Genomic DNA, 24,856 nt, shown 5'->3' with positions numbered 1-24,856 from the left:
GGATCAGGCGATGCGGATCATCTTCTTGTTGACGAACTCGTCGATGCCGAGCGTGCCGAGCTCACGACCCGAGCCGGAGCGCTTGATGCCGCCGAAGGGCAGCTCGGGGCTGTCGGCGAGCACGCAGTTGACGTAGACCATGCCCGCGTCGATCTTGTCGGCGACGCGCGCCGCCTGCGCCTCGTCGGTCGTGAACAGGTACGAGCCGAGTCCGAACGGGGTGTCGTTCGCGAGCTGCACCGCCTCGTCCTCGTTCGCGACCTTGAAGACCTGCGCGACGGGGCCGAAGAACTCCTCGTAGTACGCGTCGTTGCCGGGCTTGACGTCGGCGAGCACGGTCGAGGTGAAGAAGTTGCCCTCGCGCGTTCCGCCCGTGAGCACCGTCGCGCCGCCCGCCACGGCGCGCGTGACCTGGTCCTCCAGGCCTTCGGCCGCGGTGCTCGACGAGAGCGGCCCGTAGGCGCCCCCCTCGACCATGGGGTCGCTCGCCTGCGTGCTCGACATCGCCGCGACGAACTTCTCGACGAAGGCGTCATACAGGTCTTCGACCACGATGAAGCGCTTGGCGCCGTTGCACGACTGCCCGCTGTTGTCGAGTCGCGCGTTGGTCGCCATCTCGACCGTGGCATCGAGGTCGTCGGTGCTCAGCACGATGAAGGGGTCGCTGCCGCCGAGCTCGAGCACGACCTTCTTGAGGTGACGCCCGGCCTGCTCGGCGACCGCTGCGCCGGCGCGCTCCGAGCCCGTGAGCGAGACACCCTGCACGCGCGGGTCGGCGATGATCGTCGAGACCTGATCGGTCGTCGCGTAGAGGTTCGTGTACGCCCCGACGGGGAACCCGGCGTCGGCGAAGATCTGGTGAATCGCCTCGGCCGACTCGGGGCACTGCGCGGCGTGCTTGAGCAGGATCGTGTTGCCGAGGATGAGGTTGGGGCCGGCGAAGCGGGCCACCTGGTAGTACGGGAAGTTCCACGGCATGATGCCGAGCAGCACGCCCATCGCGCTCTTGCGGATGAAGGCGGAGCCTTCGCTGCCCTCGGCGAGCGTGATCGGCTCGTCCTTCAGCAGCTCGGGGCCGTTGTCGGCGTAGTACTGGTAGATGTCGGCCGAGAAGTCGACCTCGCCGAGGGCGTCGCCGATCGGCTTGCCCATCTCGCGCACGATGATCTCGGCGAGGTGCTGGCGGCGCTCGCGGTGCAGGTCGGCGACCTTCGCGACGAGGGCGGCGCGCTCCTCGACGGTCGTCGAGCGCGACCAGCCGCGGTAGGCGTTGAACGCACCGTCGATCGCGGTCGCGACCTCGGCATCGGTCGCGGTCGGGTACGACCGGAGCATCTCGCCGGTGGCCGGGTTGATGACTGCGTACTTGCTCATGGGGCTCCTCGTTGACTCGATTTGCGCGCGGCGCTCACCTGCTCGAGGTGGCCGCGGTGCACACGTGCGCCCAGCCTAGGGTCACGCGCGGGCCCCTCGCATCGACACGGTGGAGATTCCCGGCGCATTCTTCGCCAGAACGTACAGCGCATCGCCACGGCGTCTACAGTGGCCGACATGAAGCGCATCCGCGGCATCGTGCGAGAACTCCTCGCGGGAGCGGCCCTCGTGCCGCGCGGCTTCGCGTTCTGGCGGCGACGACCCGGCGTCATGGCGCTCGGCATGGTGCCCGCCATCATCGCGGGCGCTCTCGTGGGTGCCGTGCTCATCGCGCTCGGCCTCAACGTCGAGGCCCTGGCCCAGGCCATCACGCCCTTCGCCGACGGCTGGGCCGAGCGGGATCGTGGGGTGCTGCGCACGCTGCTGGCCCTGGTCATCGTCGCGGGCGCCATCATCGGCACGGTCTACACGTTCACGACGCTCACTCTGCTCATCGGCGATCCGTTCTACGAGCGCATCTGGCGTGCCGCCGAAGCCGAGCTCGGCGACTTCTCGCCCTCTCCCCTGCGGTTCTGGCGCTCGTTCGGCGACGGACTGCTGCTCGTGCTGCGCGCGATGGGCTATGCGCTCATCACCTGGCTCGTCGGGCTCATCCCCGTCGTGGGGTCGGTGACCGCCGCCGTTCTCGGCCCCGTGCTCGCCGGGCACCTCATCGCGCGCGAACTCACCACCCGACCGTTCGAAGCGCGCGGCATCACGGCGTCGGAACGTGCTCGCCTGCTGCGGGGCTCGCGAGCCCGCGAACTCGGATTCGGCATCGCCACCCAGCTGTTCATCTTCATTCCCGGCGGCGCGATCGCCGTCATGCCCGCAGCAGTCGTCGGCGCCGCACGCCTCGCGCGATCGGTTCTCGAGCGGGCCGAGCAGGATCGCGCCGCGCTGGAGCGCGCCGAGCACGATCGCGCCGCGCTGGAGCGCGTCGCCGACGACCGGCCGCCGATCTAGTCGCGGGGCGCGGCGAGCCACGCCCGCACCGCGGCCCCGTGCTCGTCGAGCGCCGGTGGCGCCGTCGCCGGCGCGGGGGCGAAAGCCGAGTAGCGAACGGGGTGGGCGAGCTGCTCCGGATGATCCGGCCCCACCCCCACGGTCGGCGCGAGCCCGAGCCGCCGCGCGAGCGCGAGCGCCTCGTCGATGCCGTTCACGGTGCCGGCGGGCACCCCGGCCCCGAGCATCCTGGCTGCCCAGACCGCGGCATCGTCGGCGGCCAGCAGCACCTCGAGCGTGCCCTGCAGGTCGTCGCGGTGCCCGACCCGCGCGGGGTTGGTCGCGAAGCGCGGGTCGCTCGCGAGCCCGGGATCGCCCAGCACCGCGCACAGGGCCGCGAACTGCGCGTCGTTGCCGACGGCCACGGCGATGAGGTCGTCGCGGCAGCGGAGGGTCTCGTAGGGGGCGATCGAGGGGTGCCGGTTGCCGAGGGCGCGAGGTGCGGTGCCCGTGGCGAGGTACGATCCGGCCTGATTGGCGAGCGAGGCGATGAGGCTCGACAGCAGGGCGACCTCGACGTGCTGACCGGCGCCCGAGCGCTCGCGGTGCAGCAGCGCCGCGAGCACGCCCATGACGGCGTGGTTGGCGGCGAGCAGATCGACCATGGCCACCCCGACCTTGCGCGGCTCGCCACCGGGGTCGCCCGTGATGCTCATGAGCCCGCCGAGCGCCTGCACGAGGAAGTCGTAGCCGGGCATGGCCGCGCCCTCCCCCGTCGAACCGAACCCCGTGATCGAGCAGTAGACGGCCCGCGGGTTGCGGGCGAGCACGCTCGCCGCGTCGAGGCCGAAGCGCTCGAGGGCGCCGGTGCGGTAGTTCTCGAGCACGATGTCGGCGCGGTCGACGAGCGCGTGCGCGAGCGCGAGGTCGGCGGTGTCACCGAAGTCGAGCGCGATCGACTGCTTCGAGCGGTTGGCGGCCTCGAAGTAGGCGCTCGACGAACCAGCCCACGGCGGTCCCCACGCGCGCGTCTCGTCGCCCGCGCCGGGGCGCTCGACCTTGATGACGCGCGCACCGAGGTCGGCGAGCATGACGGCGGCGGTCGGGCCCGCGAGCACGCGGCTGAGGTCGGCCACGAGCATCCCGTCGAGGGGTCGGATCATGCGCCTACTGTACAAGTGGACAAAAAGCCGGGCGCGCGGCACGATGAGCATGCTCCCGGAAGGACCCCCATGACCGACTCCCCCCTCGACCTCATCGGCTTCGACGCCCTGCTCAGCGACGAGGAGCGTGCGACGCGCGACCGCGTGCGCGCCTACGTCGACGCCGAGCTGCGCCCGCACATCGCCGAGTGGTACGACGCCGGGGTGTTTCCGACCGAGATCATCAAGCCCATGGGCGCCCTCGGGTTGCTCGGCATGCACCTGCAGGGCTACGGCTGCGGCGGGCGCTCGGCCGTCGAGTACGGCCTCGCCGCCGCCGAGCTGGAGGCCGGCGACTCGGGGCTGCGCACCTTCGTCTCGGTGCAGGGCTCGCTCGCGATGACGGCCATCCACACCTTCGGCTCGGAGGAGCAGAAGCAGGAATGGCTGCCGCGCATGGCCGCGGGCGAGGCGATCGGATGCTTCGGCCTCACCGAACCCAATGCCGGCAGCGACCCGGCCTCGATGCAGACGTCCGCGCGCCGCGACGGCGACGACTGGGTCATCACGGGGTCGAAGCGCTGGATCGGCCTCGCGTCGATCGCCGACATCGCCGTCATCTGGGCTCAGACCGAGCACGGCATCCGCGGCTTCCTCGTGCCGACCGAGACGCCCGGCTTCACGGCCACACCCATCGGGCAGAAGCTGTCGATGCGCGCCTCCATTCAGTGCGACATCGCGCTCGATGAGGTGCGCGTGCCCGCGAGCGCGCAGCTGCCCGGCGCCGAGGGCCTGCGGGGGCCGTTCACGTGCCTCAATCAGGCTCGCTACGGCATCGTCTGGGGCGTCATGGGCGCCGCGCTCGACAGCTATCGCGCCGCTCTCGCCTATGTGCAGGAGCGCGAGGTCTTCGGCAAGCCCGTCGCGGCGTACCAGCTCACGCAGCAGAAGCTCGTCGACATGGCGCTCGAGATCGACAAGGGCTTCCTCCTCGCCCTGCAGCTCGGCCGGCTGAAGGACGCCGGCCAGCTGCAGCCGCACCAGATCTCGGTCGGCAAGCTCAACAACGCCCGCGAGGCGATCGCGATCGCGCGCGAGGCCCGCGCGATGCTCGGCGGCAACGGGGTCACGCTCGAGCACTCGCCGCTGCGCCACGCCAACAACCTCGAGTCGGTGCGCACCTACGAGGGCACCGACGACGTGCACACCCTCATTCTCGGCAACGCCATCACGGGCATCCCCGCGTTCCGCTGAGCGCCGCTAGGCCTGGGCGCGCTCGGGCACCACGGTGGGGTGGCTGCCCGCCATCGTCTCGAGCACGCGCACGACCTGCGAGCTGTACCCGAACTCGTTGTCGTACCAGACGTAGACGATCAGGTTCTCCTCCGTGCAGATCGTGGCGAGGCCGTCGACGATGCCCGCCCGGTGCGAGCCGATGAAGTCGGTCGACACGACCTCGGGCGACTCGATGTAGTCGATCTGCTGGCGCAGGGTCGAGTGCAGCGAGGTCTCACGCAGGAAGCGGTTGACCTCGTCGCGGGTCGTCGGCCGCGAGAGCCGGAGGTTGAGGATCGCCATCGACACGTCCGGCGTCGGCACCCGGATGGCGTTGCCCGTCAGCCTCCCCTCGAGCACCGGCAGCGCCTTGGCGACGGCCTTGGCCGCTCCCGTCTCGGTGATGACCATGTTGAGCGCGGCCGAGCGCCCTCGGCGGTCGCCCTTGTGGAAGTTGTCGATGAGGTTCTGATCGTTCGTGAACGAGTGCACGGTCTCGACGTGGCCGTGCACGACGCCGTACTCGTCGTTGAGCACCTTGAGCACGGGCGTGATGGCGTTGGTCGTGCACGACGCCGCCGTGACGATGCGCTGCTCGGGCGTGATCGACTCGTGGTTGATGCCGTGCACGACGTTCGGCAGCGAGCCCTTGCCCGGCGCCGTCAGCAGCACGCGTGCGACGCCCGTCGAGCGGAGGTGCTGCGACAGCCCCTCCTCATCGCGCCAGCGCCCGGTGTTGTCGACGACGATCGCATCGCGGATGCCGTAGGCGGTGTAGTCGATCGCCGCCGGGTCGTCGGCGTAGATGACCTGGATGAGCGTGCCGTTGGCGAGGATCGTGTTCGCCTCCTCGTCGACCGTGATCGTGCCCTCGAAGGGTCCGTGCACCGAGTCGCGGCGCAGCAGGCTCGCGCGCTTGACGAGGTCGTTCGTGCCACCGCGCCGCACGACGATCGCGCGCAGGTGCAGTCCGGCACCGTGGCCGCCATGGGCGATCAGGATGCGCGCGAGCAGCCGCCCGATGCGGCCGAAGCCGTACAGCACCACATCGGTGCCGCCCGGCGCGGGGGTCGCGCGGTGGGTGGCGGCGAGCACCTCGCCGAGGTACGCGGCGAGCGAGCGCCCGGCTCCGTGCCGCTCGAAGTCGCTCAGCAGCCGCGCGATGTCGAGCGATGCCGGGCCGGGGTCGAGCGTGAGCAGCGCATCCAGCACCTGCTTCGTCTGCTCGAGCGGCAGCACCGAGCCCGTGACGTGGTGCGCGTAGCGGTGCGCCTTGATGACGCCGATGGGTGACTGGTTGATGAGGCGGCGGCCGTGGATGGAGGTCACCACCCCGTGCTCGCGGTAGAGGCGGCCGATGAGCGGGATGAACTGCTCGGCGAGGGATTCGCGGGCCTTCCAGGCCTCGCGCTGGGCGACTGCGGCGTCGGTCATGACGACAACGCTAGCGACCGTGCGGGCCTCGTCCGGGCCCGCACGGTCGGTTCAGCGCGTCAAGATTCGGGGTTCTTGCGCCGCGGTGAAGGCGCGGTCGCTGCGCCCTTCGCGACGGCGGCCCCCGTGGCCTCCCCGACGACCTTGCCGTTGATGAGGTCGGCGATATCGATGCCCACGAGATCCTTGATGATCTTCGTCGAGGTCGCGAGCTGGCCGGCCACGTTCTCGCCCAGCTGGTTGGTGCCGCTGCCGTCGGAGGAGATCACCGTCATGTTCTGGATCGCCCCGAGCGGCTCGGCCGCCGCGCGCACGATCTCGGGCAGCTGGTCGATGATGCGCTGCTTCAGGAGGGCCTCGGCACGCTCGGCGAGTGCCTCGGCCTGCGCGCGCGTCGAGTCGGCCTCGGCCGTACCCTTCGAGCGGATCGCCGATGCCTCAGCCTCACCCTCGGCCGCGAGAGCCTCGGCCGCGGCGATACGGCGGGCGCGCTCGGCGATACCTTCCGCCTCGACGGCCTCGGCTGCGCTCTTGCGGCGGTTGCGCTCGGCGACACCCTCCGCCTCGATGGCCTCGGCGGCGGCCTTGCGGGAGTCACGCTCGGCGTTGGCGCCGGCGACCGAGGCGAGGGCTGCCGCGTTGGCCTCCTTCTCGATCGCGTAGGCCTGGGCGTCGGCGACCGCGCGCACCTCGGCGTCGAGCTCCTGCTTGCGCAGGCCGACGCGCTTCTGGGCGGTGACCTCCTGCTGGCTGACGACCTCCTGTTGCGCGATCGCCTCGGCGAGCGGAGCGGCGGCAGCGGCTTCGGCGCGGGCCTTGTCGGTCTCCTTCTGAATCTCGGCGTTGCGCAGGTCGAGGGCGCGCTGGCTCTCGGCGATCTTCTGGGCGGCCGCGATGCGGGCCTCCTCCGAGGCCTGCTGCGCCTGCGCCTCAGCGATCTCGGCGACCTGCTTCACGCGGGCGGCCTCCGCGCGACCGAGGTCGCGGATGTAGCCGTTCTCGTCGTCAATCTCCTTGATCTGCAGCGTGTCGATCTGCAGACCCTGGATGTCGAGGGCCTCGCGCACCGCTTCGAGCACCTGCTCCTGCAGCGCCGAGCGGTTCGTGATGATCTCGGTCACCGTGAGCTGGCCGACGATCGAGCGCACCGAGCCGCTCAGCACCTCTTCGGTCGACGACTCGATCTGGTCTTGCTGGTTCAGGAAGCGTTGGGCGGCGGCGCGCACCATGGCTTCCGAGCCGCCGACCTTGACGACCGCGACGGCGTTGACCTTGATGGTGATGGCGTCGCGTGTCTGCGCGGTGGCCTGCACGTTGAGCTGGCGGGAGCGCAGGCTCAGCTTGAAGTAGGCCTCGACGATGGGCTTGACGAAGACGCGCGAGCCGAACACGACGCGCTGGCCGACGTTCTCCATCTCGGCGTTCTGCAGCCGCTCCCTCGGCGTGCGCTGCCGCGAGGTGACGATGATCGCCTCGTCGGGCTTCGCCACCTTGATGCCGCGCAGCAGCACGATGATGACGATGATCGCGATGACGACGGCGACGCTGATGCCGACGATCTGCGTGAAGAACTCGTTGATCTGATCCAGGAGCATGGCCCCAGTATGTCGGATGCCGGGGCCGGGTCGGAGGGAACCTCGATTCTGCACCTTCCGCCGCGCCGCGCTCGGCTCTAGCATCGCGATCATGAGCGCTTCCCGCCCCCTCGCCGTGCTCCTCATCGCCGTGAGCCTCGCGCTCGCGGGATGCAGTGCCGGCGGTGCCGAACCGGAGCCCGCGCTTCCGCCCGCCCCCGAGACGGAGGAGACTCCGATCGCGAGCCCGATCCCCGAGGAGGAGGGCGCATTCGTGCCGGTCGACCCCGCCGAGTTCGCCAGCAGCGCCGTCGACGGCGGCTACGACTTCGTCTCGGCCGCGGGCGACATCGCCTGCGGCATCCACGATCTCGGCGATGACTGGCCGGTGACCTACGGCTGCGTCATGCTCGGCCCGTACTCCTTCGCCGACCCCCCGGCGCCCACGGAGGAGATCGCGTGCGGTGGCGGCTTCCAGGCCGAGGTCGGTGCGCCCGCGGCGACGATCTGCCGCGGGGGCGTCGTCTACGCCGGCGAGGATCCGTCGTTCGCCGTCGCGACGCTGCCGGAGCAGCGGTACCTCGCCGTGCTGGGGGTCACCTGCGTCGCCGAGGGTGCGTCGATCGGGTGCACCGACGACGAGACGGGTTACGGGTTCCGTCTCTCCGCCGAGACGTACGAACTCTTCGAGTAGCGGCTAGGCCGTCGCGGTCTCGTCGGCAGCGGCGAGCTGCCCGCAGGCTCCGTCGATCTCTTTGCCGCGCGTGTCGCGCAGCGTCGTGGGAATGCCCGAATCCTCGAGCCGGCGCACGAACTCGCGCATGACCGCGGGCTCCGAGCTCGTCCAGATCGACCCGGGTGTCGGATTGAGCGGAATCGGGTTGACGTGCACCCAGCCGCGCCCCCGCTCGTTGAGCTTCTGCGCCAGCAGGTCGGCCCGCCAGGCGTGGTCGTTCATGTCTTTGATGAGCGCGTACTCGATCGACACGCGACGGCCGGTCGCGTCGAAGTACGCCCGCGCGGCGTCGAGCGCCTCATCGACCTTCCACCGCGAGTTGACGGGGATCAGCTCGTCCCGCAGCTGGTCGTCGGGCGCGTGCAGGCTGAGCGCGAACGTCACCGGGATCTTCTCCTCGGCGAGCTTCAGGATGGCCGGCACGAGCCCGACCGTCGAGACCGTGATGTGCCGAGCGCTCATGCCGAGGCCGTGCGGCTGGGGCTCGACCATCGTGCGCACCGCATCCATGACCCGGTTGTAGTTCGCGAGCGGCTCGCCCATGCCCATGAACACGATGTTGCTGACGCGCTCGGGCGTGGTCTCGCCGCGCTTCTTGCCCCCGAGCTCGCCCGCCGCGATCGCCGCGTTGGCCTGCACCACCTGGTCGATGATCTCGGCGGTCGACATATTGCGCGTGAGCCCCGCCTGACCGGTGGCGCAGAACGGGCAGTTCATGCCGCACCCGGCCTGCGAGCTCACGCACAGCGTGATGCGGCCCGGGTAGCGCATGAGCACGCTCTCGACGAGGGCGCCGTCATGCAGCTTCCAGAGGAACTTGATGGTGTCGCCGTTGTCGGTGCGCAGGCGCCGCACCTCCGTGAGCAGCGGCGGCAGCATTCCCGCGACGAGCTCATCGCGCTGGGCGGCGGGCAGGTCGGTCATCGCGGCAGGATCGGTCGTGTAGTGCGTGAAGTAGTGGGTGCTGAGCTGCTTCGCGCGGAACCCGGGCAGGCCGAGCTCGATGACGCGCGCCGTGCGCTGCTCGGGCGTGAGGTCGGCGAGGTGCACGGGCGGCTTGCCGCGCTTCGGTTCGGCGAACTGCAGCACCGGGCGCCCGTCGGGACCCATCTTCTGCTGCCAGCCCTCGGTCGTCGGGCGCACCTGGGGGCGAGCATCCACCGCCGATCGCGGGGTCGCGGCCGCGCCGTTGTTGCGGATTCCGCGCTCGCCTGCCATGCCTTCCAGGGTACGCGGTCGCGGCCATCGCAGATTTCTCTCACCCGATGTCGATTCCGTCGCGCCTCGTTCGACGCCATAGTGAGAGGACCGCACCGGGCGATCCCCGAAGGAAGGAACCACCATGCCGACGTACATGCTCATCATGCGGGCAACGGAAGCCGCGCTCGCCGCGAGCAAGGAGCAGGACTTCGAGGCCATCATCAACGCGATGGGCGCCTACAACGAGTCGATGATGGAAGCCGGCGTCATGGTCGGCGGTGACGGACTGAGCGACCCGAGCGAGGGATTCGTCGTCGACTTCTCGACCCCCGACAAGGTGGTGACCGATGGCCCCTACGGCGAGGTGCACGAACTGTTCAACGGCTTCTGGCTCATCTCGGTGGCCGACCGCGACGAGGCCATCGAGTGGGCGCGACGCTGCCCCATGGGCCCGGGCACCAAGCTCGAGGTGCGGCGCGTGACCGACGAGAGCGACTTCGCCGACTTCGCCGACAACGAGTTCATCCAGAAGGAAGCCGGCTGGCGCGAGGAGCTCGAGCGCACGCACGAGGGCTGATGGCTGACGGGCCCGCCCCCGTGCCGGTGGGCGACGACATCGCCCGCCGGCTCGGGGCCGTCTGGCGCATCGAGGGCGCCCGCGTGATCGCGACCCTCACCGCGCTCACCCGCGATGTCGCGCTCGCTGAAGACCTCGCCCACGACGCCTGTGCCGAGGCGCTGCGATCGTGGCCGCGCGATGGCGTGCCCGCGAACCCCGGGGCGTGGCTCACGGCGGTCGCGAAACGCCGGGCGATCGATGCGTGGCGGCGGCAGGATGCTCTCGCCGAGCGCTACGCGCGCATCGGGTCGACCCTGCGCGAGTCGGGCGACGACGAGCTCGAGCCGATCGGCGACTCGGTGCTGCGCCTGCTCTTCATCGCGTGTCATCCGGTGCTCTCGACCCCGGCCCAGTGCGCGCTCGCGCTGACCCTCGTCGGCGGACTCTCGACCGAGCAGGTCGCCCGGTTGTTCCTCGTTCCGGTGACGACCATGCAGCAGCGCATCGTGCGGGCCAAGCGCGCCCTCTCGGCCGCCGCCGTGCCGTTCGAGGCCCCCGACCCGCACGAGTGGCACGATCGCGTGTCGGGCGTGCTGCGCGTCGTCTATCTCATCTTCACCGAGGGCTATGCGCCCGCGAGCGGCGCGACCCCCGTACACCGCGAGCTCGCCGACGAGGCGCTGCGGCTCGGTCGCCGGCTCGTGGCGATGCTGCCGCGCGAGCCCGAGGCCCACGGCCTGCTGTCGCTCATGCTGCTGCAGTCGTCGCGGTTCTCGGCCCGGGTCGCCTCCGACGGCTCGCCCGTGCTGCTCGCAGACCAGGATCGGGCTCGATGGGATCGGCAAGCGATCCTGCGGGGTCGTGCAGCGCTCCGTCGGGTCGACGCGCTCGGCAAGGGTCGAGGTCCCTACGCCGTGCAGGCGGCGATCGCCGAGCAGCACGCGATCGCTCCGAGCGTCGACGCGACCGATTGGGAGCGCATCGTGCTGCTCTACGAGGTGCTCGGCCGCCTCGCGCCGAGCCCGATCGTCGACCTCAATCGTGCGGTCGCGCTGTCGATGGCCGAGGGGCCGGCCGAGGCGCTCGACCTCGTGGATCGCCTCACCGACGAGGGCGCGCTCGCGCACTCGCCCCTGCTGCCGAGCGTGCGCGGAGAACTGCTCGCGCGGCTCGGACGGCCCGACGAGGCGCGGGCCGAGTTCGCTCGGGCCATCCCGCTCGTCGGCAACGCAGCGCAGCGCACGGTGCTCGACGGCAAGCTGCGCGCGCTCGATCCGCGGCATCCCGAGGGCTGATCAGCCCGCGAGCACCGCCTCGATCTGGCCGGCCGCCGAGGTGAAGCCCTCGATCATGCCCATACCGGTCACGAGCTCGAGGTCGGCGACCGAGGCGTACGAGAACACCACGGTCATGCGCGTGCGACCGCCGTCGAGGGCCTCGAGGCACACGTCGCACTCCCCCGCCGGCATCGCGGGGTTCTCGGTGCCATCCTCGTGACTGAACCCCTCATCGACGCGCAGGTGCCCGGGGGCATCGATCTCGGTGACGCGCATCCAGGCGGCGGCGACCTCCCCCTCCGGGCCCGTCATGTGGTACCTCACGCGACCGCCGACCGTGAGGTCGTGCTCGGTGACGGTGGCGGGCCACCCGGGCGGGCCCCACCAGCGCTCGAGCTGGCGCGGGTCGGCCCACAGCTGCCAGACGCGCTCGATCGAGGCGTCGTGCTCGGTGATGAACGTGAGGCTGAGCGCCTCGAGGTCGGTGATGGCGTCGATGACGGGCATCGGGGTCTCCCTACTGGTCCGGATCCTCGGCGAGGATCGCGTCGATTCGAGCCGCCCGGTGCCGCCACAGGGTCTCGTACTGCTCGAGCAGCACCCGAACGCGGGCGATCGCGGCGGGGTCGGCCCGCACGATCTGCTCGCGGCCCTGCCGCGACTTCGCGACGAGGGATGCCCGCTCGAGCACGGCCACGTGCTTCTGCACGGCGGCGAAGCTCATGGCGTAGCCCGCCGCGAGGCTCGAGACCGACTGCTCGCGCTCGATGACGCGGGCGACGATGTCGCGCCGCGTGGCATCGGCGAGGGCGTGGAAGACCGCGTCGACCTCGGCGTCGCTCAGGAGCTGAATTTGTACAACCATGTGGTTGCACGTTAGGCGACCGCGGTCGAGCCGTCAACCACTAGCGTGGGATTCCGTCGACGGGCACGGCACGGCCGCCTGCCCGAGCTCACCTCCTCTCCCCCTTGGAGCACCGTCGTGGACCGCATCACCCCGGGAATCATCGCGATCATCATCGGAGCGATCGTCGCCGTGCTGCTTTTCGTCCCCTTCGTCGCGGCGAGCTATCGACTGCGCGGCAGGATGACGGTCTCGCGCACGATCGGCTGGGCGGCCCTGCTCGTGTCGTTCCTCGCGATCTGGACGTACACGATCCTGCCCGCACCGGCCATCACCGACGACTACCGGTGCTCGACACCGAACCTCGACCTGCTGACCGACCTTCGCGACATCCTGCTCATCCAGCAGTCGGGCACAAGCCTCATCGCCAACGCCGCCCTGCAGGTGGTCGTGCTCAACATCATCTTCTTCATGCCCCTGGGGTTCCTCGTGCGATTCCTGTTCCGCTGGGGCATCGCCCGTGCCGCCCTCAGCGGCCTCGTCGTGTCGCTCGCGGTCGAGACCACCCAGCTCACCGGCATCTGGGGCCTCTACCCCTGCTCGTACCGGCTGTTCTCGGTCACCGACCTCCTGCACAACACGCTCGGCGCGGTCATCGGGTCGCTCATCGCGCTCGCGCTGCTGCGCCGGCGCGCATCCCTGGCGCCTGCGGTCGCGGTCCCGCACGCGGTGACCGCGGGCCGTCGGCTGCTCGGGATGCTCTGCGACCTGCTCGTCTTCAGCCTCGTGTCGCTCATCACCGGCATCATCGTGTCGCTGCTGCGGGTGCTCGTGATCGCTCCCGGCTCATCGACGGTCACCGACCCGATCGAGACCGCGCTCGGGATCGCAATCGGTCTGGCCGTCTACCTCGTGCCCGTGCTCATCACGGGAACGACGATCGGTGAGGCCGCCGTGCTGCTGCGCGCGACCGGGGGCTGGCAGCCGCTCGCGCTCGCCCGGACCGTGCGCGCGGCTCTCGGACTCGGCGGAGTGGTCGTGCTGAGCGAACTCGTGCCCGTGGTCGGCGACGCACTCGCCCTCGTGCTGGCGCTCGCCCTGGTCGTGACGGTGCTCGTCGACCGCGATCGGCGCGGGCTCGCGGCACGGGCCGCCGGACAGCACCTCGTCGATGCCCGAGCGATCCCGAGCGCAACGCCCGACTGAGTCGAGCCTCCGCGGCGGCTCGTCACCGTGCCTCGAGCCGGCGGCGTCAGCCCCCGAGGCCGTGCCGGTGCGCAAGCACGACGAGCTGGACCCGGTCGCGCACTCCTAGCTTGGCGAGCACGGTGCTGACGTGCGTCTTCACCGTCGACTCGCTGAGGAACAGGCGCGCGGCGATCTCGGCGTTGCTGAGACCCTCGACCGCGGCGTCGAATACGTTCCGCTCGCGTTCGCTCAGCGTCGCGAGCGCCGCGGGAGGCGCGGGAAGCGCGTCCAGCACGGGAGTCGCGCCCACGAGCGCCGCGAGGTCGCCGGCGGCAGCGACCGCCGATCCGGCGTGCACGGCACGGATCGCGGCGACGAGAAACTCGGGGCTCGCATCCTTCAGCAGAAAGCCCGAGGCGCCCACATCGATCGCCGCGCGGGCTCGCTCGTCGAGGCCGAAGGTCGTGAGCACGATGATGCGCAGCGGCCGCGGGCGGCGCGCGGCGCGCTCGGGGCTCAGCAGCCGACGGGCCGCCTCGGCGCCGTCGACGTCGGGCATGCGGATGTCGAGCAGCACGACGTCGGCCTCGATGCGGTCGAGCAGCGCGATCGCCTCCGCCCCCGTGCCCGCCTCGCCGACCACGCGCAGGTCAGCCTGTGCATCGACGACCGCCCCGACCCCGGCCCGGAACAGCGGCTGATCGTCGACGAGCACGACGCGGATCGGATCGCTCACTGCTCCCCCTCTCCCGACGGCACCGTCGCGCGCGCAACGAAGCGCCCCTCGACCTCGGCGGCGTCGAGCCCACCGCCGACGGCGGCGAGCCGCGCACGCGCACCGTCGAGACCCGTGCCGGTGCGCGCGGCGTCGAGCTCACGGTCGGCCGCATCGGCGGGCCCGCGGTCGTTCTCGACCTGCACCGTGGTCATCGGCGCCGATCGATCGACCGCGATGCGCAGCGGTGCCGCGGGGTCGCCGTGGCGCAGGGCGTTCGTCAACAGCTCCTGGGTCGCGCGGTACAGCGCAACGGCGGCCGCGCCCTGGGGCGCCGGTCCGGAGCCGGTGCGCGCCATCAGCGTGCCCGGCCGGGAGTCGGCGACCTCGGCGATCAGGCGGTCGAGGTCGACGACGGGAGCCGACGAGGCGGCACGAGCCGCGTCGGTCGACTCGAGCACGTGGCGCACCTCGCCGAGCGCCCGTCGCGCCGTGTCGGCGATCGTCGCGACAGCCGAGCGCATGGCCTCGACCTCCGCATCGTCGCGGAAGCGCACCGACTCGGCCTGCGCGACGATCACGGCGAGCGAGTGCCCGACGATGTCATGCACGTCGCGCGTGAGCTGCGTGCGGGCCGACTGCAGCTCGGCGAGCTCGCGCGAGCGACGCGCCTCGGCCTCCGCCTCGGCGGCGCGCTGGCGGCCCTCGCGTCCGAGCCGCATCGTGCGGGCGAGCAGCCCCACGAGCCAGGGAACGGCGAGCACGAGTGCGATGAGCGCGGCGAGCACGCCCACGGGCAGCCACAGCGGCAGCAGCGACGTCGACGAGAACAGGCGCACGAGCCACGAATCGATGAGCAGCAGGTACGCGAGCGCGATGACCGCTCCGACGGGAACCGAGGCGCCGCTCAGCCGCAGCACCGCGGGCGAGCCGTAGTGCGCGGCGCTCGCGAGCACGACGAGGATGCCGAGCTGGGTCACACCCGCATCCAGGCCGGTGATCATGTGCGCGAGCGAACTCGCCCACGCGAGCGCGAGGGCCCATCCCGGGTGCAGCCGCCGGACCGCCACGGCGGCGGCCATGATCACGGCGGAGACGACGAGCGCGGCGAACGCTTCGGGGCCGGCCGCGGCATCCCCCGACCCGAACGACGGACCGAGCAGCACGACGGCCACGAGCAGCGCGAGGCCGCCGAGCCCATCGGCAACGAGCACGCCGGTGCGCGATCGCACGAGGGCGGGGTGCAGGGTCATGGGTCCATCCTGGCGGCTCGCCTCTTCGGGGTCATCCCTCGCAGGGCTGCGCGACCGGTACTGCAGTACCGGATGCGCGGCACCCGCGGCCACCCGGTTGCGCCCTGCGGCCGATGCGGCACGGGTGGTGCGGTTCGTAGCGTCGAGCACATGACCACACACACCGCACCCCGTCCCGACGAGATCGTCGCGCGCTGCAGCGACCTCACCCGGCTGTTCGGCGCCGACGGCGCCACCATCGCCGCCGTCAACCGCATCACCACCGAGTTCCGGCGTGGCGAGCTCACGGCCGTCGTCGGTCCGAGCGGCTCGGGCAAGTCGACGCTCATGTACCTCCTCGCCGGTCTCGATGCACCCACGTGGGGCGAGGTCGAGCTCGACGGCTACCGACTGACCGACTTCGACGAGCCCGAGCTCGCCGCCCTGCGTCACGAGCGCATGGGCTTCATCTTCCAGTCGTTCAACCTGCTGCCGGGGCTCACGGCGATCGCGAACATCCGGTTGCCCGAATCGCTCGGGCGGCACCGTCGGCCGATCGACGAGGCCTGGCTGCAGCAGCTGATCGAGCGCCTCGGCCTCGCGGCGCTGCTCGAGCGGCTGCCGCACGAGCTCTCGGGCGGGCAGCAGCAGCGCGTCGCGATCGCCCGGGCCCTCGCCCACCGGCCCGCCGTCATCTTCGCCGACGAGCCCACCGGCAACCTCGACCTCGCGACCGGCGGCGATGTGCTGCGCCTGCTCACGGAGCTCGCGCATGAGAGCGGCTGCGGCATCATCATGGTCACCCACGACCCTCGGGCCGCGAGCGCCGCCGACCGCGTGCTCTCGATCCGCGACGGTCACCTCGTCGCCGAGCTGGGTCGCGCGAGCGCCGCCGAGATCTCGGCGCTCATGCTCGCTGATGCGATCGATGCGGATGCACGCGATGCCGATGCGGCGGCCACCCGATGAGCGGCCGCGGCGGAACCCTCGCGGCCATCACCACGGTCGCCCTCAGCGCGATGTACATCGTGCTGCTCACCTCGGTCATGGCCCTGCTGCGCACGGGGCTCGTGCAGACGCCCTTCGGGCAGGGCGAGACGGCCGACCTCGTGCTCGGTGTGCTCGGCCTCGCCTTCCTCATCGTGTCGCTCATCGTCGCGACGGTCGTCGTGACCAATGCCTTCGCGCTCGTCACGGCCTCGCGCATCCGCGAGATCGCCCTACGGCGCCTGCTCGGTGCCTCGGCAGCGCAGGAGCGGCGCCGCATCGCCCTCGACGGGCTGCGGCTGTCGCTCGGCGCGACCGCGCTCGGCACCGCGCTCGCGGCCGGCGCCGCCCTCGGCGTGCTCGCGCTCACCACGCAGGGCGACGGGATGCTCGCCGGCGCCGAGCCCGCCGACCTCGTCGACCCGCTCGTCGTCGTGCCGCTACTCGCGCTGCAGGTGTGCACGGTCGTCGCGGCCTGGCGCGGCTCGGCGGCGGTGCTCGCGGCCGAGCCGGTGCAGGCGCTGGGGCTCGCCGGCACGCGCGAGGCCGGAGGCGACGACCGCGTTCGCCTCGGCCGGGGTGCGGCCGCTGCCCTGCTCACGGGCCTCGCCCTCCTGGCCCTCACCGCCGTCGCCGGGGCGGTGACGCCGTTCGCCGCGTTCCTCGGCATCATCGCGGGCACCGTGCTCGTGATCGGAGTGCTCGCGGGCGCGAACGGGCTGCTGCCCCGCGTCATGGCGCTGCTCGGTGCCGTGCTGCCGCGCACGGGGCCCGCCGCGATCGCGCGGCGCACCCTCGCCGAGCATCCCGCTCGCACCGCGCGCGCCGCGCTCGGCGTGCTCATCGGCGTGGCGGTGGTGTCGATGTTCGTCGTCGCCACCGCGAGCGCGAACCTGTCGCTCGCGCTCGAGTACCGCGACACCGAGTTCCAGGCGCAGGCCGACGAGGTGCTGCTCGGCGTGCTCGCGATCATCGGCGGGCTCATCGGCTTCGTCGTGCTCATCGCCGCGGTGGGGCTCGCGACCACCGTCGCGCTCAATACGCGGCTGCGAGCGCGCGAGATCGCGGTCACGCGCATCCTCGGTCAGTCTCGGCGTGATGCGGGCGCGGCGATCATCATCGAGTCGGCCGTGCTGAGCCTTGCCGCAGCGCTCTCGGGGCTCGCGCTCGGCGCGCTGCTCGGCTGGGTCGGCGCGCAGAGCGTCATCGGGGTCGCGCTCACCTCGCGCGTCGTGACTCCGGCGGTGCCCCTGCCGCTCATCGGCCTGGTGCTCGTGACCGCCCTCGTGCTCACGGTGCTCGCCGCGGTCGCGCCGACGCGCTTCGTGCTCGCCGACTCGCCCGTGCGGGCCTTCGCCCGGGCCTGATCGACCGCCGTCACCCGTCGAGCAGGGTGTTCACCCACTGCGCGATGATCGGCACCACGCACTCGTCGATCGGGCGTCGCACGTCGGCGCGATAGGAGCGCAGCGTCGGCGACGGCTGAGTGCGCAGGATGTGGCTGAGAGCGCTGAGGGTCACCGTGCGGGTCGGCGCGGCGCGCAGCGCAGCGATGCGAGCCGCGTCGTCGGGCGGTGACTGCAGGTCGAACGCCGCCGCCACCGCGAGCACGGGCTGCGGGGCGAGGGCGAGGTCGACGGCGGGGTCGTAGGCCATGAACTCGCGGAACCAGCGCGCATTGACGCGCACGCCGCCGATGCGCTCGACGTCGCCCGTCGTCGCGAGCAGGCGCTGCCGAGACGTCTCGGACTGCCGCTCGAGATCGGTGCGCATGAGTCGCAGCACGAACCGGGCGAAGGCGGGAAGGTCGTCGCCGAGAGCGCGCGCCTGCCAGCGCAGCACCTCGAGCCCGCTGCGCGCGTAGGGCGACAGCAGCACGGCACCGCGCACGACTGCGGGGCGCTCGGCGAGCACGCGCGCGGCGATCGCCGAGCCCTCGCTGTGACCGACCAGCACGATCGGCAGCCCGAGGGTCGCCGTGTCATCGACGACCGCGAGGGCGTCGTCGACCAGGTCGTGGAAGCCCGTCGAGAGGAAGTCGCCGGCCGACTCGCCGACGCCGCGCTTGTCCCAGCGCACGCTCGCGATGCCGTGCACCGCGAGCCCCTCGGCGAGCTGGCGCTGGATGCCGAGAGGCAGGCGCCGGGCATCCCCGTGACGGTCGACGGGCCCGCTGCCCGGGATCAGGATGGCGACGGCGCGGGCATCCGACGGGATGGTCGATTCGACGACGAGGTCGACCGCGGCGGTGATCGTGCGCACGGTCACTGCCCGACCCCCGTGCGCGCGGCCGTGATCTGCGCGGCCAGCTCGGCGGCGTGCGGCGTCGAGACGAGCACGTCGCGCGCGCGACCGGTCGTCGAGCGGATGCGCAGGGCGGGGCCGCGGCCGCGCACGAGCACGACGGTGGTGCCCTGGCGGCGACGCCACGTTCCGAACTTGGTGCGCCCGGGCACGGAGAGCCCCGGCGCGCGGAGCCCCGTCACGGCGGCGAGGCCGTCGGGCACGCTCTCGGCCGAGGCGATGTGCCGCAGGGGCAGGCTCAGGTTGCCGCGCACGGCGAACAGGCGCTCGAGGGGTCCGAGGCGGATCGTGAGGGTGTCGTGCTCGAGGGAGATGGTCACCACGAGGAGTCCTTTCAGTCGAGGGGATGACTCATTGATATCATTGTTGAGAACATTCGCGCAACTGGGATTGGTAGGGTGTGCCCATGACGAGCGCCGAACTGCTGCTGCACCCCGTGCGCCTGCGCGTCGTGCAGGCCATGATGGGCCGCACCGAGCTGACCACGAAAGACCTCGCGGCCCGCCTGCCCGACGTCGCGCCGGCGACCCTCTACCGGCACGTCGGCACGCTCGTCGATGGCGGCGTGCTCGAGGTCGTCAGCGAGCGGCGCGTGCGGGGATCGACCGAGCGGTCGCTGCGGCTGCGCGAGGAACGCGCCTCGGTCGACCCCGAGGCGCTCGCGCACGACGATGACGCACTGCGGGCGGGATTCCTCGCCTATCTCGCGAGCCTCGCCGCGATGCTCGACGACTACCTCGCGGCGCCGCACGGCAGCCTGCAGGACGATCTCGTGAGCTTCCGGCAGCTCGCCGTGCAGGCCACCGACGAGGAGTGGCTGGCGGTGCTGCACGGCATCCGCGCGGCGATCGAGCCGCTCGCGACGCGCGCGGACGCCCCCGAGGGCGCGCGCCGCCGCGTGCTCGCGACCGTGAGCCTGCCGGTCGACTGATCCTGCGTCGCGACTGATCCTGCGCCGAGACCGAGACTCAGTCGGTGCCGAAGTCGAACGCCGCGCTCTCGCCAGCGGCATCGATCGCCTCAGCGAGGGCCTCGCGCTCGGCGCTCATCGGCACCGCGTGCTCGACGACCTCGTCCGACTCCCCCGCCGTGATGCGGCCGACGAGCGCGGCGGTCGCCCCGCCGATGATGCCTTGCGCGGCATACTGCTCGAGCCGGGCGCGCGAGTCGGCGATGTCGAGGTTGCGCATCGTGAGCTGGCCGATGCGGTCGGTCGGGCCGAAGGCGGCGTCGCCGACGCGCTCCATCGAGAGCTTCTCGGGCGAGTACGACAGGCCGGGGCCCGTCGTGTCGAGGATCGTGTAGTCGTCGCCGCGGCGCAGCCGCAGCGTCACGGTGCCCGTCACGGCCGATCCCACCCACTTCTGAATGCTCTCGCGCAGCATGAGCGACTGCGGGTCGAGCCACCGGCCCTCGTACATGAGGCGGCCGAGGCGGCGCCCCTCGGCATGGTAGTTGGCGATCGTGTCCTCGTTGTGCACGCCGTTGAGCAGTCGCTCGTAGGCGATGTGCAGCAGGGCCATGCCCGGAGCCTCGTAGATGCCGCGGCTCTTCGCCTCGATGATGCGATTCTCGATCTGGTCGCTCATGCCCAGCCCGTGGCGGCCGCCGATGCGGTTGGCCTCGAGCACGAGCTGCACCGCATCCGCGAATTCGATGCCGTTGAGCGCCGTCGGCCGACCCTCGACGAACGTGACCGTGACGTCTTCCGTCGCGATCTCGACCGCAGCATCCCAGAATCGAACGCCCATGATCGGCTCGACCGTCTCGAGCGAGACGTCGAGGTGCTCGAGCGTCTTCGCCTCGTGCGTCGCGCCCCAGATGTTGGCGTCGGTCGAGTAGGCCTTCTCGGCCGAGTCGCGGTAGGGGAACCCGTGGGCGACGAGCCACTCGCTCATCTCCTGCCGGCCGCCGAGCTCGGTCACGAAGTCCGCGTCGAGCCAGGGCTTGTAGATGCGCAGGCGCGGGTTCGCAAGCAGGCCGTATCGGTAGAAGCGCTCGATGTCGTTGCCCTTGTAGGTGCTGCCGTCGCCCCAGATCTCGACGCCGTCGTCTTTCATCGCGCGCACGAGCAGCGTGCCGGTGACCGCGCGGCCCAGCGGCGTGGTGTTGAAGTAGGTCTTGCCGCCGCTGCGGATGTGGAACGCGCCGCACGCAAGGGCGACGAGGCCCTCCTCAACGAGGGCGGCCTTCGCGTCGACGAGGCGGCTGATCTCGGCGCCGTAGTCCTTCGCGCGGTCGGGCACCGCCGACACATCGGGCTCATCGGGCTGGCCCAGATCGCCCGTGTAGGTGCAGGGAATCGCACCCTTGTCGCGCATCCAGGCGACGGCGACGGAGGTGTCGAGGCCTCCGGAGAAGGCGATGCCGACGCGCTCGCCGACGGGCAGGGAGGTCAAGACTTTAGACACGGCTCCAGCCTATCGGCGGTCGACCCGACGGCCCCGCGCGCTAGCGTGAGCCCGTGGCCGAGCCGAGCATCACCATCGTCGCCGCCAATGAGGCGAACTGGGACGACCTGCAGGCGATCCTGACGGGCACCGCCGGCCGCTGCCAGTGCACGCGCCAGCGGCTCGGCGACCGCGCCTGGTACGCCCTGCCGGTCGAGCAGCGCGCGGCCGTGCTGCGGGAGGCCGTCGGCTGCGACGAGCCCGTCGACCGCGACCCCTCCCGCACCGCCGGGCTGGTCGCCTTCGTCGACGGCGAACCGGCCGCCTGGGCGGCGGTGGATGCCCGCACCGCGTTCCGCCGCCTGCGCGGCTCCCCCGTGCCCTGGGCCGGTCGGCTCGAGTCGAAGGACGACCCCACGGTCTGGGCCATCGCCTGCCTCGTCGTGCGCCGCGGATTCCGCGGCCGCGGGCTCACCTACGCGCTCGTCGCCGCCGCGGTCGACCACGCGCGCGAGCGCGGCGCGCGTGCGATCGAGGGCTACCCCATGCTGACGGGCGGCGCCGAGATCACGTGGGACGAGCTGAGCGTCGGGCCGGTCGGGCCGTTCGTGGCGGCCGGGTTCGCCGAGGTCACCCATCCGACCACGCGCCGCCTGGTGATGCGGCGCGAGCTCGGCTGAGCATCCCGCGGCTAAAGACCCAGCTCGACGGCCGCGGCCTCGCGCATCTGCTCGCGCAGGTCGACGAGCTCGGGGTAGTCGGTGAAGAACGCGAGCTTCGCGCCCGTCGTGCTGTCGGCCGACCAGTCATCTTCGAGCACGAAGGTCATGAAGCTCTCGGCGAAGTCCTCGCCGATGTTGGTGGCCGCGTAGTCGCTCACGAAGTCCTCATCGTTCGCGAGATAGAACTCGTAGGCGATGTCGGCGTCGACGTTCTCGAGGTCGGGGTGCTCGTCGTAGCCCGACCAGAAGGCGTCGTAGAACGCCCACAGGTACGAGTCGGGCTCGGCGCAGCCCTCGACGACCTCGAAGGTGTCGCACGACACGGCCTTCGCGTCGAACTCGCCCGGCCCGAACGAGAACACATGCGCGTACTCGTGCACGAGCGTCGCCACCATGAGCTGCTCGTCGTCGGCGGTGGCGAGGTTCACCGCGAGGGTGAAGACCTGCGGGTTGTCGCCCTGATAGACGTAGGCGAGCGTGTCGCTCTCGTCAGAGTCGCCCACGCGAAACTGGCTGATCGACTCGGCGGCGACCTCGGCGCCGACGAGCCGCACCCAGAGGTCCCACACGGCCGCGGTTGCGGCGTCGGGCTCGGGGTCGAGCGAGGCATCGGCGAGCACATCGTGCACGACGACCTCGCCGAAGTCCTCATCCTCCTCGACGTACTCGAGCGTCGCATCGGTGACGCGGTCGTTGTAGGCGTCGACCTCGTCCACAAGGCCGCCCCCGAGGACGGCGGCGCCGACCGCCCAGAACAGGCCCACGAGGGCGAGCGCGATGAGCAGCGGGGGCAGGAAGCGGCGCACGCGATCACGCTAACACCCCGCGATCCCGCCGCCGTGACGGCTGGTGGTACCGTGGCTCTATGAGTGACACTCTTGCTGTTCAGGTGGGAAACAAGGGTCGTGTCGTCGTTCCGGCGAGCATCCGCGCCCGCCACGCCTGGGTGGAGGGGTCGACCCTCGTCGCCCTCGACACCGAGCTCGGAGTGCTGCTCGCCGACCAGGGCGCGGTCGAACGCCTCGTGCGCGCGCGTCTCTCGGGGCACGACCTGCTCGCCGAACTGCTCGACGACCGGCGGCGCGAGGCCGCCCGCGACAACGAGACCCAGCCCGGCACTCGATGATCGTGGTCGACGCCTCTGCCGTGCTCGCCTACCTGCAGGGCGAGCCGGGTGCCGACGTCGTCCGCGAGCACCTCGTCGCCGGCGCCGTCATCAGCGCAGCGAACTGGTCGGAGGTCGCGCAGAAGGTTCGCCGCGCCGACTCGTGGGAGGTCGCCCGAGCCCTATTGCTCAGCTACCCCCTGCAGGTGGCATCCGTCGAGATCGACGATGCCGAGGCCGCCGCGGCGATGTGGATGCCCGGCTCATCGCTCTCGCTCGCCGACCGCCTCTGCCTCGCGCTCGCCGGCCGGCTGCAGCTCGAGGTGCTCAGCGCCGATCGCGCCTGGTTCGACCTCGACGGAGTGGTCCCGGTGCGCTGACGCCGCGGCGAGCGCCGCCCGCACCCGCACGAGCCGCTCGAGGAAGGCGCGCTCGTCGCGGCGGGTGCGGCGCATCCAGCTCGTGACCTCGTCGTTGCTCTTGCTCGCGTTGCACGAGCCGCAGGCCGGCACGATGTTGTCGAGCGTGTAGCGGCCTCCGCGCGCGATGGGCTGCACGCAATCGCGCTGCAGGGGCCGGTCGGTCTCGCCGCAGTAGGCGCATCCGCCCCAGAGCCGCCGCACCTCGGCCCACTGGGCCGGCGTCAAGTCGTTGTCGGCGGCCGCCACGCGCTTGCGGCGGCGCCGCGCCGCCTTCGCCTGACGGGAGTTCGGGTGCACCACGGCGCCAGGCTACGCCCGCGCTCACGTGCGCGGCATCCAGCGCGCCGCGCCTGCGCGATGATGGAGGTATGACCCGCCGCGGCCTCATCCTCTTCGCCGCTCTCGGCCTCATCTGGGGCATCCCGTACCTGTTCATCAAGATCGCGGTCGCCGAGCTCACCCCCGAATTCCTCGTGCTCGCGCGCTGCGTCATCGCGGCCGCACTGCTGCTGCCCATCGCCGCCGGGCAGCGTGCGCTCGTCCCCGTGTTGCGCCGCTGGAGGCCGCTGCTCGCGTTCGCCGTCGTCGAGATCGTGCTCCCCTGGTACGCGCTAAACGCCGCCGAGGTGAGCCTGCCGAGCTCGACGACTGGGCTGCTGCTCGCCAGCATCCCCCTCGTCGCGATCGGCGTCGCCTTCCTCATGGGGCGCCGCCACCGCGTGACCGCGCTCACCGTGCTCGGGCTCATCACGGGGACGGCGGGCGTCGTCGCGGTCGTCGGCCTCGACCTCGGCGGCGGCGACCTCGGGGCGGTCGCGCTCATCGGCGTCGCCGTGGTCGGCTACGCGGTCGGCCCCGCCATTCTGGCCAAGTGGATGCACGACCTCCCGGGCCTCGGCGTCATGGCCGCCGCGCTCACGATCGCGGGTCTCATCTACCTGCCCATCGTCGCGATCACCGGCGGGTGGCCCACCGAGGTTCCGTCGCCGCCCGTCATCACGTCAGTGCTCGTGCTCGCCGTGCTCTGCAGCGCCGTGGCCTTCCTGCTGATGTTCGCGCTCATCGCCGAGATCGGCCCCGTGCGCATGACGGCGATCACCTACGTCAACCCGGCCGTCGCCGTCGTCGCCGGGGCGCTCGTGCTCGGCGAGGCGGTGACCGTCTACACGGGGCTCGGCTTCGCACTCATCCTCATCGGATGCTGGCTCGTGACGCTGCCCGACAAACGGGCCGCCGAGTCGACCGCAGACCCGGAACCCTCGACCGCGACGCAGCCGACCCCCGCCGTCTGACCGCAGCGGGGACGGACCGTAACTCCCAGCCGGCTCCCAGCCCCACGGGAACCGATTCGCACGCGAGACTGTTCTTGTTCAGTGACGCCGCATCCAGCGC

At 71.6% G+C, this 24,856-nt stretch carries 27 protein-coding genes; 13 read left to right on the top strand and 14 right to left on the bottom strand.

Annotated elements, in window-relative coordinates; all coding sequences use genetic code 11:
* Window positions 1–3: 3 nt before the first annotated feature.
* Complete coding sequence (locus tag NNL39_RS10950) at window positions 4–1,374, bottom strand: NAD-dependent succinate-semialdehyde dehydrogenase (RefSeq protein WP_255159312.1); 1,371 nt, start codon at window positions 1,372–1,374, stop codon at window positions 4–6.
* Between the two features lie 177 nt (window positions 1,375–1,551).
* Here NNL39_RS10950 and NNL39_RS10945 point away from each other — a divergent pair, with 177 nt between their 5' ends.
* Entirely contained in the window at window positions 1,552–2,379 is an 828-nt protein-coding gene (locus tag NNL39_RS10945) for an EI24 domain-containing protein (protein WP_255159311.1), read from the top strand.
* On the opposite strand, the gene NNL39_RS10940 is transcribed toward NNL39_RS10945, so the two are convergent.
* The gene (locus tag NNL39_RS10940) at window positions 2,376–3,521 is read right to left on the bottom strand and encodes a CaiB/BaiF CoA transferase family protein (RefSeq protein WP_255159310.1); all 1,146 of its coding nucleotides are present in this window, start codon (window positions 3,519–3,521) and stop codon (window positions 2,376–2,378) included. The two genes, NNL39_RS10945 and NNL39_RS10940, sit on opposite strands and share 4 nt — an antisense overlap.
* 69 nt (window positions 3,522–3,590) lie before the next feature.
* On the opposite strand from NNL39_RS10940, the gene NNL39_RS10935 reads away from it, so the two are divergent.
* A complete protein-coding gene (locus tag NNL39_RS10935; RefSeq protein ID WP_255159309.1) occupies window positions 3,591–4,754 on the top strand; it encodes an acyl-CoA dehydrogenase family protein in 1,164 nt (387 codons plus the stop codon).
* Between the two features lie 6 nt (window positions 4,755–4,760).
* Here the strand turns inward: NNL39_RS10935 and NNL39_RS10930 are convergent, their stop codons facing one another.
* Complete coding sequence (locus tag NNL39_RS10930) at window positions 4,761–6,209, bottom strand: glyceraldehyde-3-phosphate dehydrogenase (protein ID WP_255159308.1); 1,449 nt, start codon at window positions 6,207–6,209, stop codon at window positions 4,761–4,763.
* A 59-nt stretch (window positions 6,210–6,268) separates the two neighbouring features.
* Window positions 6,269–7,804: an SPFH domain-containing protein gene (locus NNL39_RS10925; protein WP_255159307.1), complete on the bottom strand. Its 1,536-nt coding sequence runs from the start codon at window positions 7,802–7,804 to the stop codon at window positions 6,269–6,271.
* 91 nt (window positions 7,805–7,895) lie between these two features.
* On the opposite strand from NNL39_RS10925, the gene NNL39_RS10920 reads away from it, so the two are divergent.
* The gene (locus tag NNL39_RS10920) at window positions 7,896–8,477 is read left to right on the top strand and encodes a hypothetical protein (RefSeq protein ID WP_255159306.1); all 582 of its coding nucleotides are present in this window, start codon (window positions 7,896–7,898) and stop codon (window positions 8,475–8,477) included.
* Window positions 8,478–8,480: 3 nt separating this feature from the next.
* On the opposite strand, the gene rlmN is transcribed toward NNL39_RS10920, so the two are convergent.
* Window positions 8,481–9,737 (bottom strand): 23S rRNA (adenine(2503)-C(2))-methyltransferase RlmN, encoded by a 1,257-nt coding sequence (gene rlmN / locus NNL39_RS10915; protein WP_255159305.1) that lies wholly within the window; start codon window positions 9,735–9,737, stop codon window positions 8,481–8,483.
* Between the two features lie 124 nt (window positions 9,738–9,861).
* On the opposite strand from rlmN, the gene NNL39_RS10910 reads away from it, so the two are divergent.
* Both NNL39_RS10910 and NNL39_RS10905 read left to right on the top strand, forming a co-directional pair.
* A complete protein-coding gene (locus NNL39_RS10910) occupies window positions 9,862–10,296 on the top strand; it encodes a YciI family protein (RefSeq protein ID WP_255159304.1) in 435 nt (144 codons plus the stop codon).
* Window positions 10,296–11,573: an RNA polymerase sigma factor gene (locus NNL39_RS10905; RefSeq protein ID WP_255159303.1), complete on the top strand. Its 1,278-nt coding sequence runs from the start codon at window positions 10,296–10,298 to the stop codon at window positions 11,571–11,573. Before NNL39_RS10910 ends, NNL39_RS10905 begins: the two co-directional genes overlap by 1 nt.
* Here the strand turns inward: NNL39_RS10905 and NNL39_RS10900 are convergent, their stop codons facing one another.
* Together NNL39_RS10900 and NNL39_RS10895 are read right to left on the bottom strand one after the other, a co-directional pair.
* Window positions 11,574–12,062 (bottom strand): SRPBCC family protein, encoded by a 489-nt coding sequence (locus NNL39_RS10900; RefSeq protein WP_255159302.1) that lies wholly within the window; start codon window positions 12,060–12,062, stop codon window positions 11,574–11,576.
* 10 nt (window positions 12,063–12,072) lie between these two features.
* Window positions 12,073–12,420, bottom strand: coding sequence for an ArsR/SmtB family transcription factor (locus NNL39_RS10895; protein ID WP_255159301.1), 348 nt, complete (start codon window positions 12,418–12,420; stop codon window positions 12,073–12,075).
* Window positions 12,421–12,537: 117 nt separating this feature from the next.
* On the opposite strand from NNL39_RS10895, the gene NNL39_RS10890 reads away from it, so the two are divergent.
* Window positions 12,538–13,605, top strand: a complete 1,068-nt coding sequence (locus NNL39_RS10890) for a VanZ family protein (protein ID WP_255159300.1) — start codon at window positions 12,538–12,540, stop codon at window positions 13,603–13,605.
* A 46-nt stretch (window positions 13,606–13,651) separates the two neighbouring features.
* On the opposite strand, the gene NNL39_RS10885 is transcribed toward NNL39_RS10890, so the two are convergent.
* Both NNL39_RS10885 and NNL39_RS10880 read right to left on the bottom strand, forming a co-directional pair.
* A complete protein-coding gene (locus NNL39_RS10885) occupies window positions 13,652–14,323 on the bottom strand; it encodes a response regulator (protein ID WP_255159299.1) in 672 nt (223 codons plus the stop codon).
* Window positions 14,320–15,555, bottom strand: a complete 1,236-nt coding sequence (locus NNL39_RS10880; protein WP_255159298.1) for a sensor histidine kinase — start codon at window positions 15,553–15,555, stop codon at window positions 14,320–14,322. The genes NNL39_RS10885 and NNL39_RS10880 overlap by 4 nt, the downstream gene beginning before the upstream one ends.
* Before the next feature lie 150 nt (window positions 15,556–15,705).
* Between NNL39_RS10880 and NNL39_RS10875 the strand changes: the two genes are divergently transcribed.
* Window positions 15,706–16,503, top strand: coding sequence for an ABC transporter ATP-binding protein (locus NNL39_RS10875; protein ID WP_255159297.1), 798 nt, complete (start codon window positions 15,706–15,708; stop codon window positions 16,501–16,503).
* Window positions 16,500–17,888 (top strand): FtsX-like permease family protein, encoded by a 1,389-nt coding sequence (locus tag NNL39_RS10870; RefSeq protein WP_255159296.1) that lies wholly within the window; start codon window positions 16,500–16,502, stop codon window positions 17,886–17,888. The genes NNL39_RS10875 and NNL39_RS10870 overlap by 4 nt, the downstream gene beginning before the upstream one ends.
* 10 nt (window positions 17,889–17,898) lie before the next feature.
* On the opposite strand, the gene NNL39_RS10865 is transcribed toward NNL39_RS10870, so the two are convergent.
* Window positions 17,899–18,789, bottom strand: coding sequence for an alpha/beta hydrolase (locus tag NNL39_RS10865; protein ID WP_255159295.1), 891 nt, complete (start codon window positions 18,787–18,789; stop codon window positions 17,899–17,901).
* The gene (locus NNL39_RS10860) at window positions 18,786–19,148 is read right to left on the bottom strand and encodes a hypothetical protein (RefSeq protein WP_255159294.1); all 363 of its coding nucleotides are present in this window, start codon (window positions 19,146–19,148) and stop codon (window positions 18,786–18,788) included. The genes NNL39_RS10865 and NNL39_RS10860 overlap by 4 nt, the downstream gene beginning before the upstream one ends.
* An 83-nt stretch (window positions 19,149–19,231) precedes the next feature.
* Between NNL39_RS10860 and NNL39_RS10855 the strand changes: the two genes are divergently transcribed.
* Window positions 19,232–19,756, top strand: coding sequence for a helix-turn-helix domain-containing protein (locus tag NNL39_RS10855; RefSeq protein WP_255159293.1), 525 nt, complete (start codon window positions 19,232–19,234; stop codon window positions 19,754–19,756).
* A gap of 37 nt (window positions 19,757–19,793) precedes the next feature.
* Here NNL39_RS10855 and argG read toward each other — a convergent pair whose 3' ends face one another.
* Window positions 19,794–21,236 carry an argininosuccinate synthase gene (argG, locus tag NNL39_RS10850; RefSeq protein WP_255159292.1) on the bottom strand — a complete coding sequence of 481 codons (1,443 nt, stop codon included), beginning with the start codon at window positions 21,234–21,236 and terminating at the stop codon, window positions 19,794–19,796.
* Window positions 21,237–21,289: 53 nt separating this feature from the next.
* Between argG and NNL39_RS10845 the strand changes: the two genes are divergently transcribed.
* Window positions 21,290–21,895 (top strand): GNAT family N-acetyltransferase, encoded by a 606-nt coding sequence (locus tag NNL39_RS10845; protein ID WP_255159291.1) that lies wholly within the window; start codon window positions 21,290–21,292, stop codon window positions 21,893–21,895.
* Between the two features lie 11 nt (window positions 21,896–21,906).
* On the opposite strand, the gene NNL39_RS10840 is transcribed toward NNL39_RS10845, so the two are convergent.
* On the bottom strand, window positions 21,907–22,743 hold the full coding sequence (locus tag NNL39_RS10840) for an NADH:ubiquinone oxidoreductase subunit 4 (chain M) (RefSeq protein WP_255159290.1): 837 nt from the start codon (window positions 22,741–22,743) through the stop codon (window positions 21,907–21,909).
* Window positions 22,744–22,802: 59 nt separating this feature from the next.
* Between NNL39_RS10840 and NNL39_RS10835 the strand changes: the two genes are divergently transcribed.
* Together NNL39_RS10835 and NNL39_RS10830 are read left to right on the top strand one after the other, a co-directional pair.
* Entirely contained in the window at window positions 22,803–23,063 is a 261-nt protein-coding gene (locus NNL39_RS10835; RefSeq protein ID WP_255159289.1) for an AbrB/MazE/SpoVT family DNA-binding domain-containing protein, read from the top strand.
* 2 nt (window positions 23,064–23,065) lie between these two features.
* On the top strand, window positions 23,066–23,422 hold the full coding sequence (locus tag NNL39_RS10830; RefSeq protein WP_255159288.1) for a PIN domain-containing protein: 357 nt from the start codon (window positions 23,066–23,068) through the stop codon (window positions 23,420–23,422).
* Here NNL39_RS10830 and NNL39_RS10825 read toward each other — a convergent pair.
* Window positions 23,306–23,764: an HNH endonuclease gene (locus NNL39_RS10825; protein WP_255159287.1), complete on the bottom strand. Its 459-nt coding sequence runs from the start codon at window positions 23,762–23,764 to the stop codon at window positions 23,306–23,308. The two genes, NNL39_RS10830 and NNL39_RS10825, sit on opposite strands and share 117 nt — an antisense overlap.
* Before the next feature lie 68 nt (window positions 23,765–23,832).
* Between NNL39_RS10825 and NNL39_RS10820 the strand changes: the two genes are divergently transcribed.
* Window positions 23,833–24,756 carry a DMT family transporter gene (locus NNL39_RS10820; protein WP_255159286.1) on the top strand — a complete coding sequence of 308 codons (924 nt, stop codon included), beginning with the start codon at window positions 23,833–23,835 and terminating at the stop codon, window positions 24,754–24,756.
* Window positions 24,757–24,856 lie beyond the last annotated feature (100 nt).

Origin of the sequence: Microcella humidisoli, from assembly GCF_024362325.1 — a bacterium.
Classification (GTDB): Bacteria; Actinomycetota; Actinomycetes; order Actinomycetales; family Microbacteriaceae; genus Microcella; species Microcella humidisoli.
Note: the sequence above shows the minus strand (reverse complement) of the source record. Positions and strands in the feature narration are given on the sequence as shown.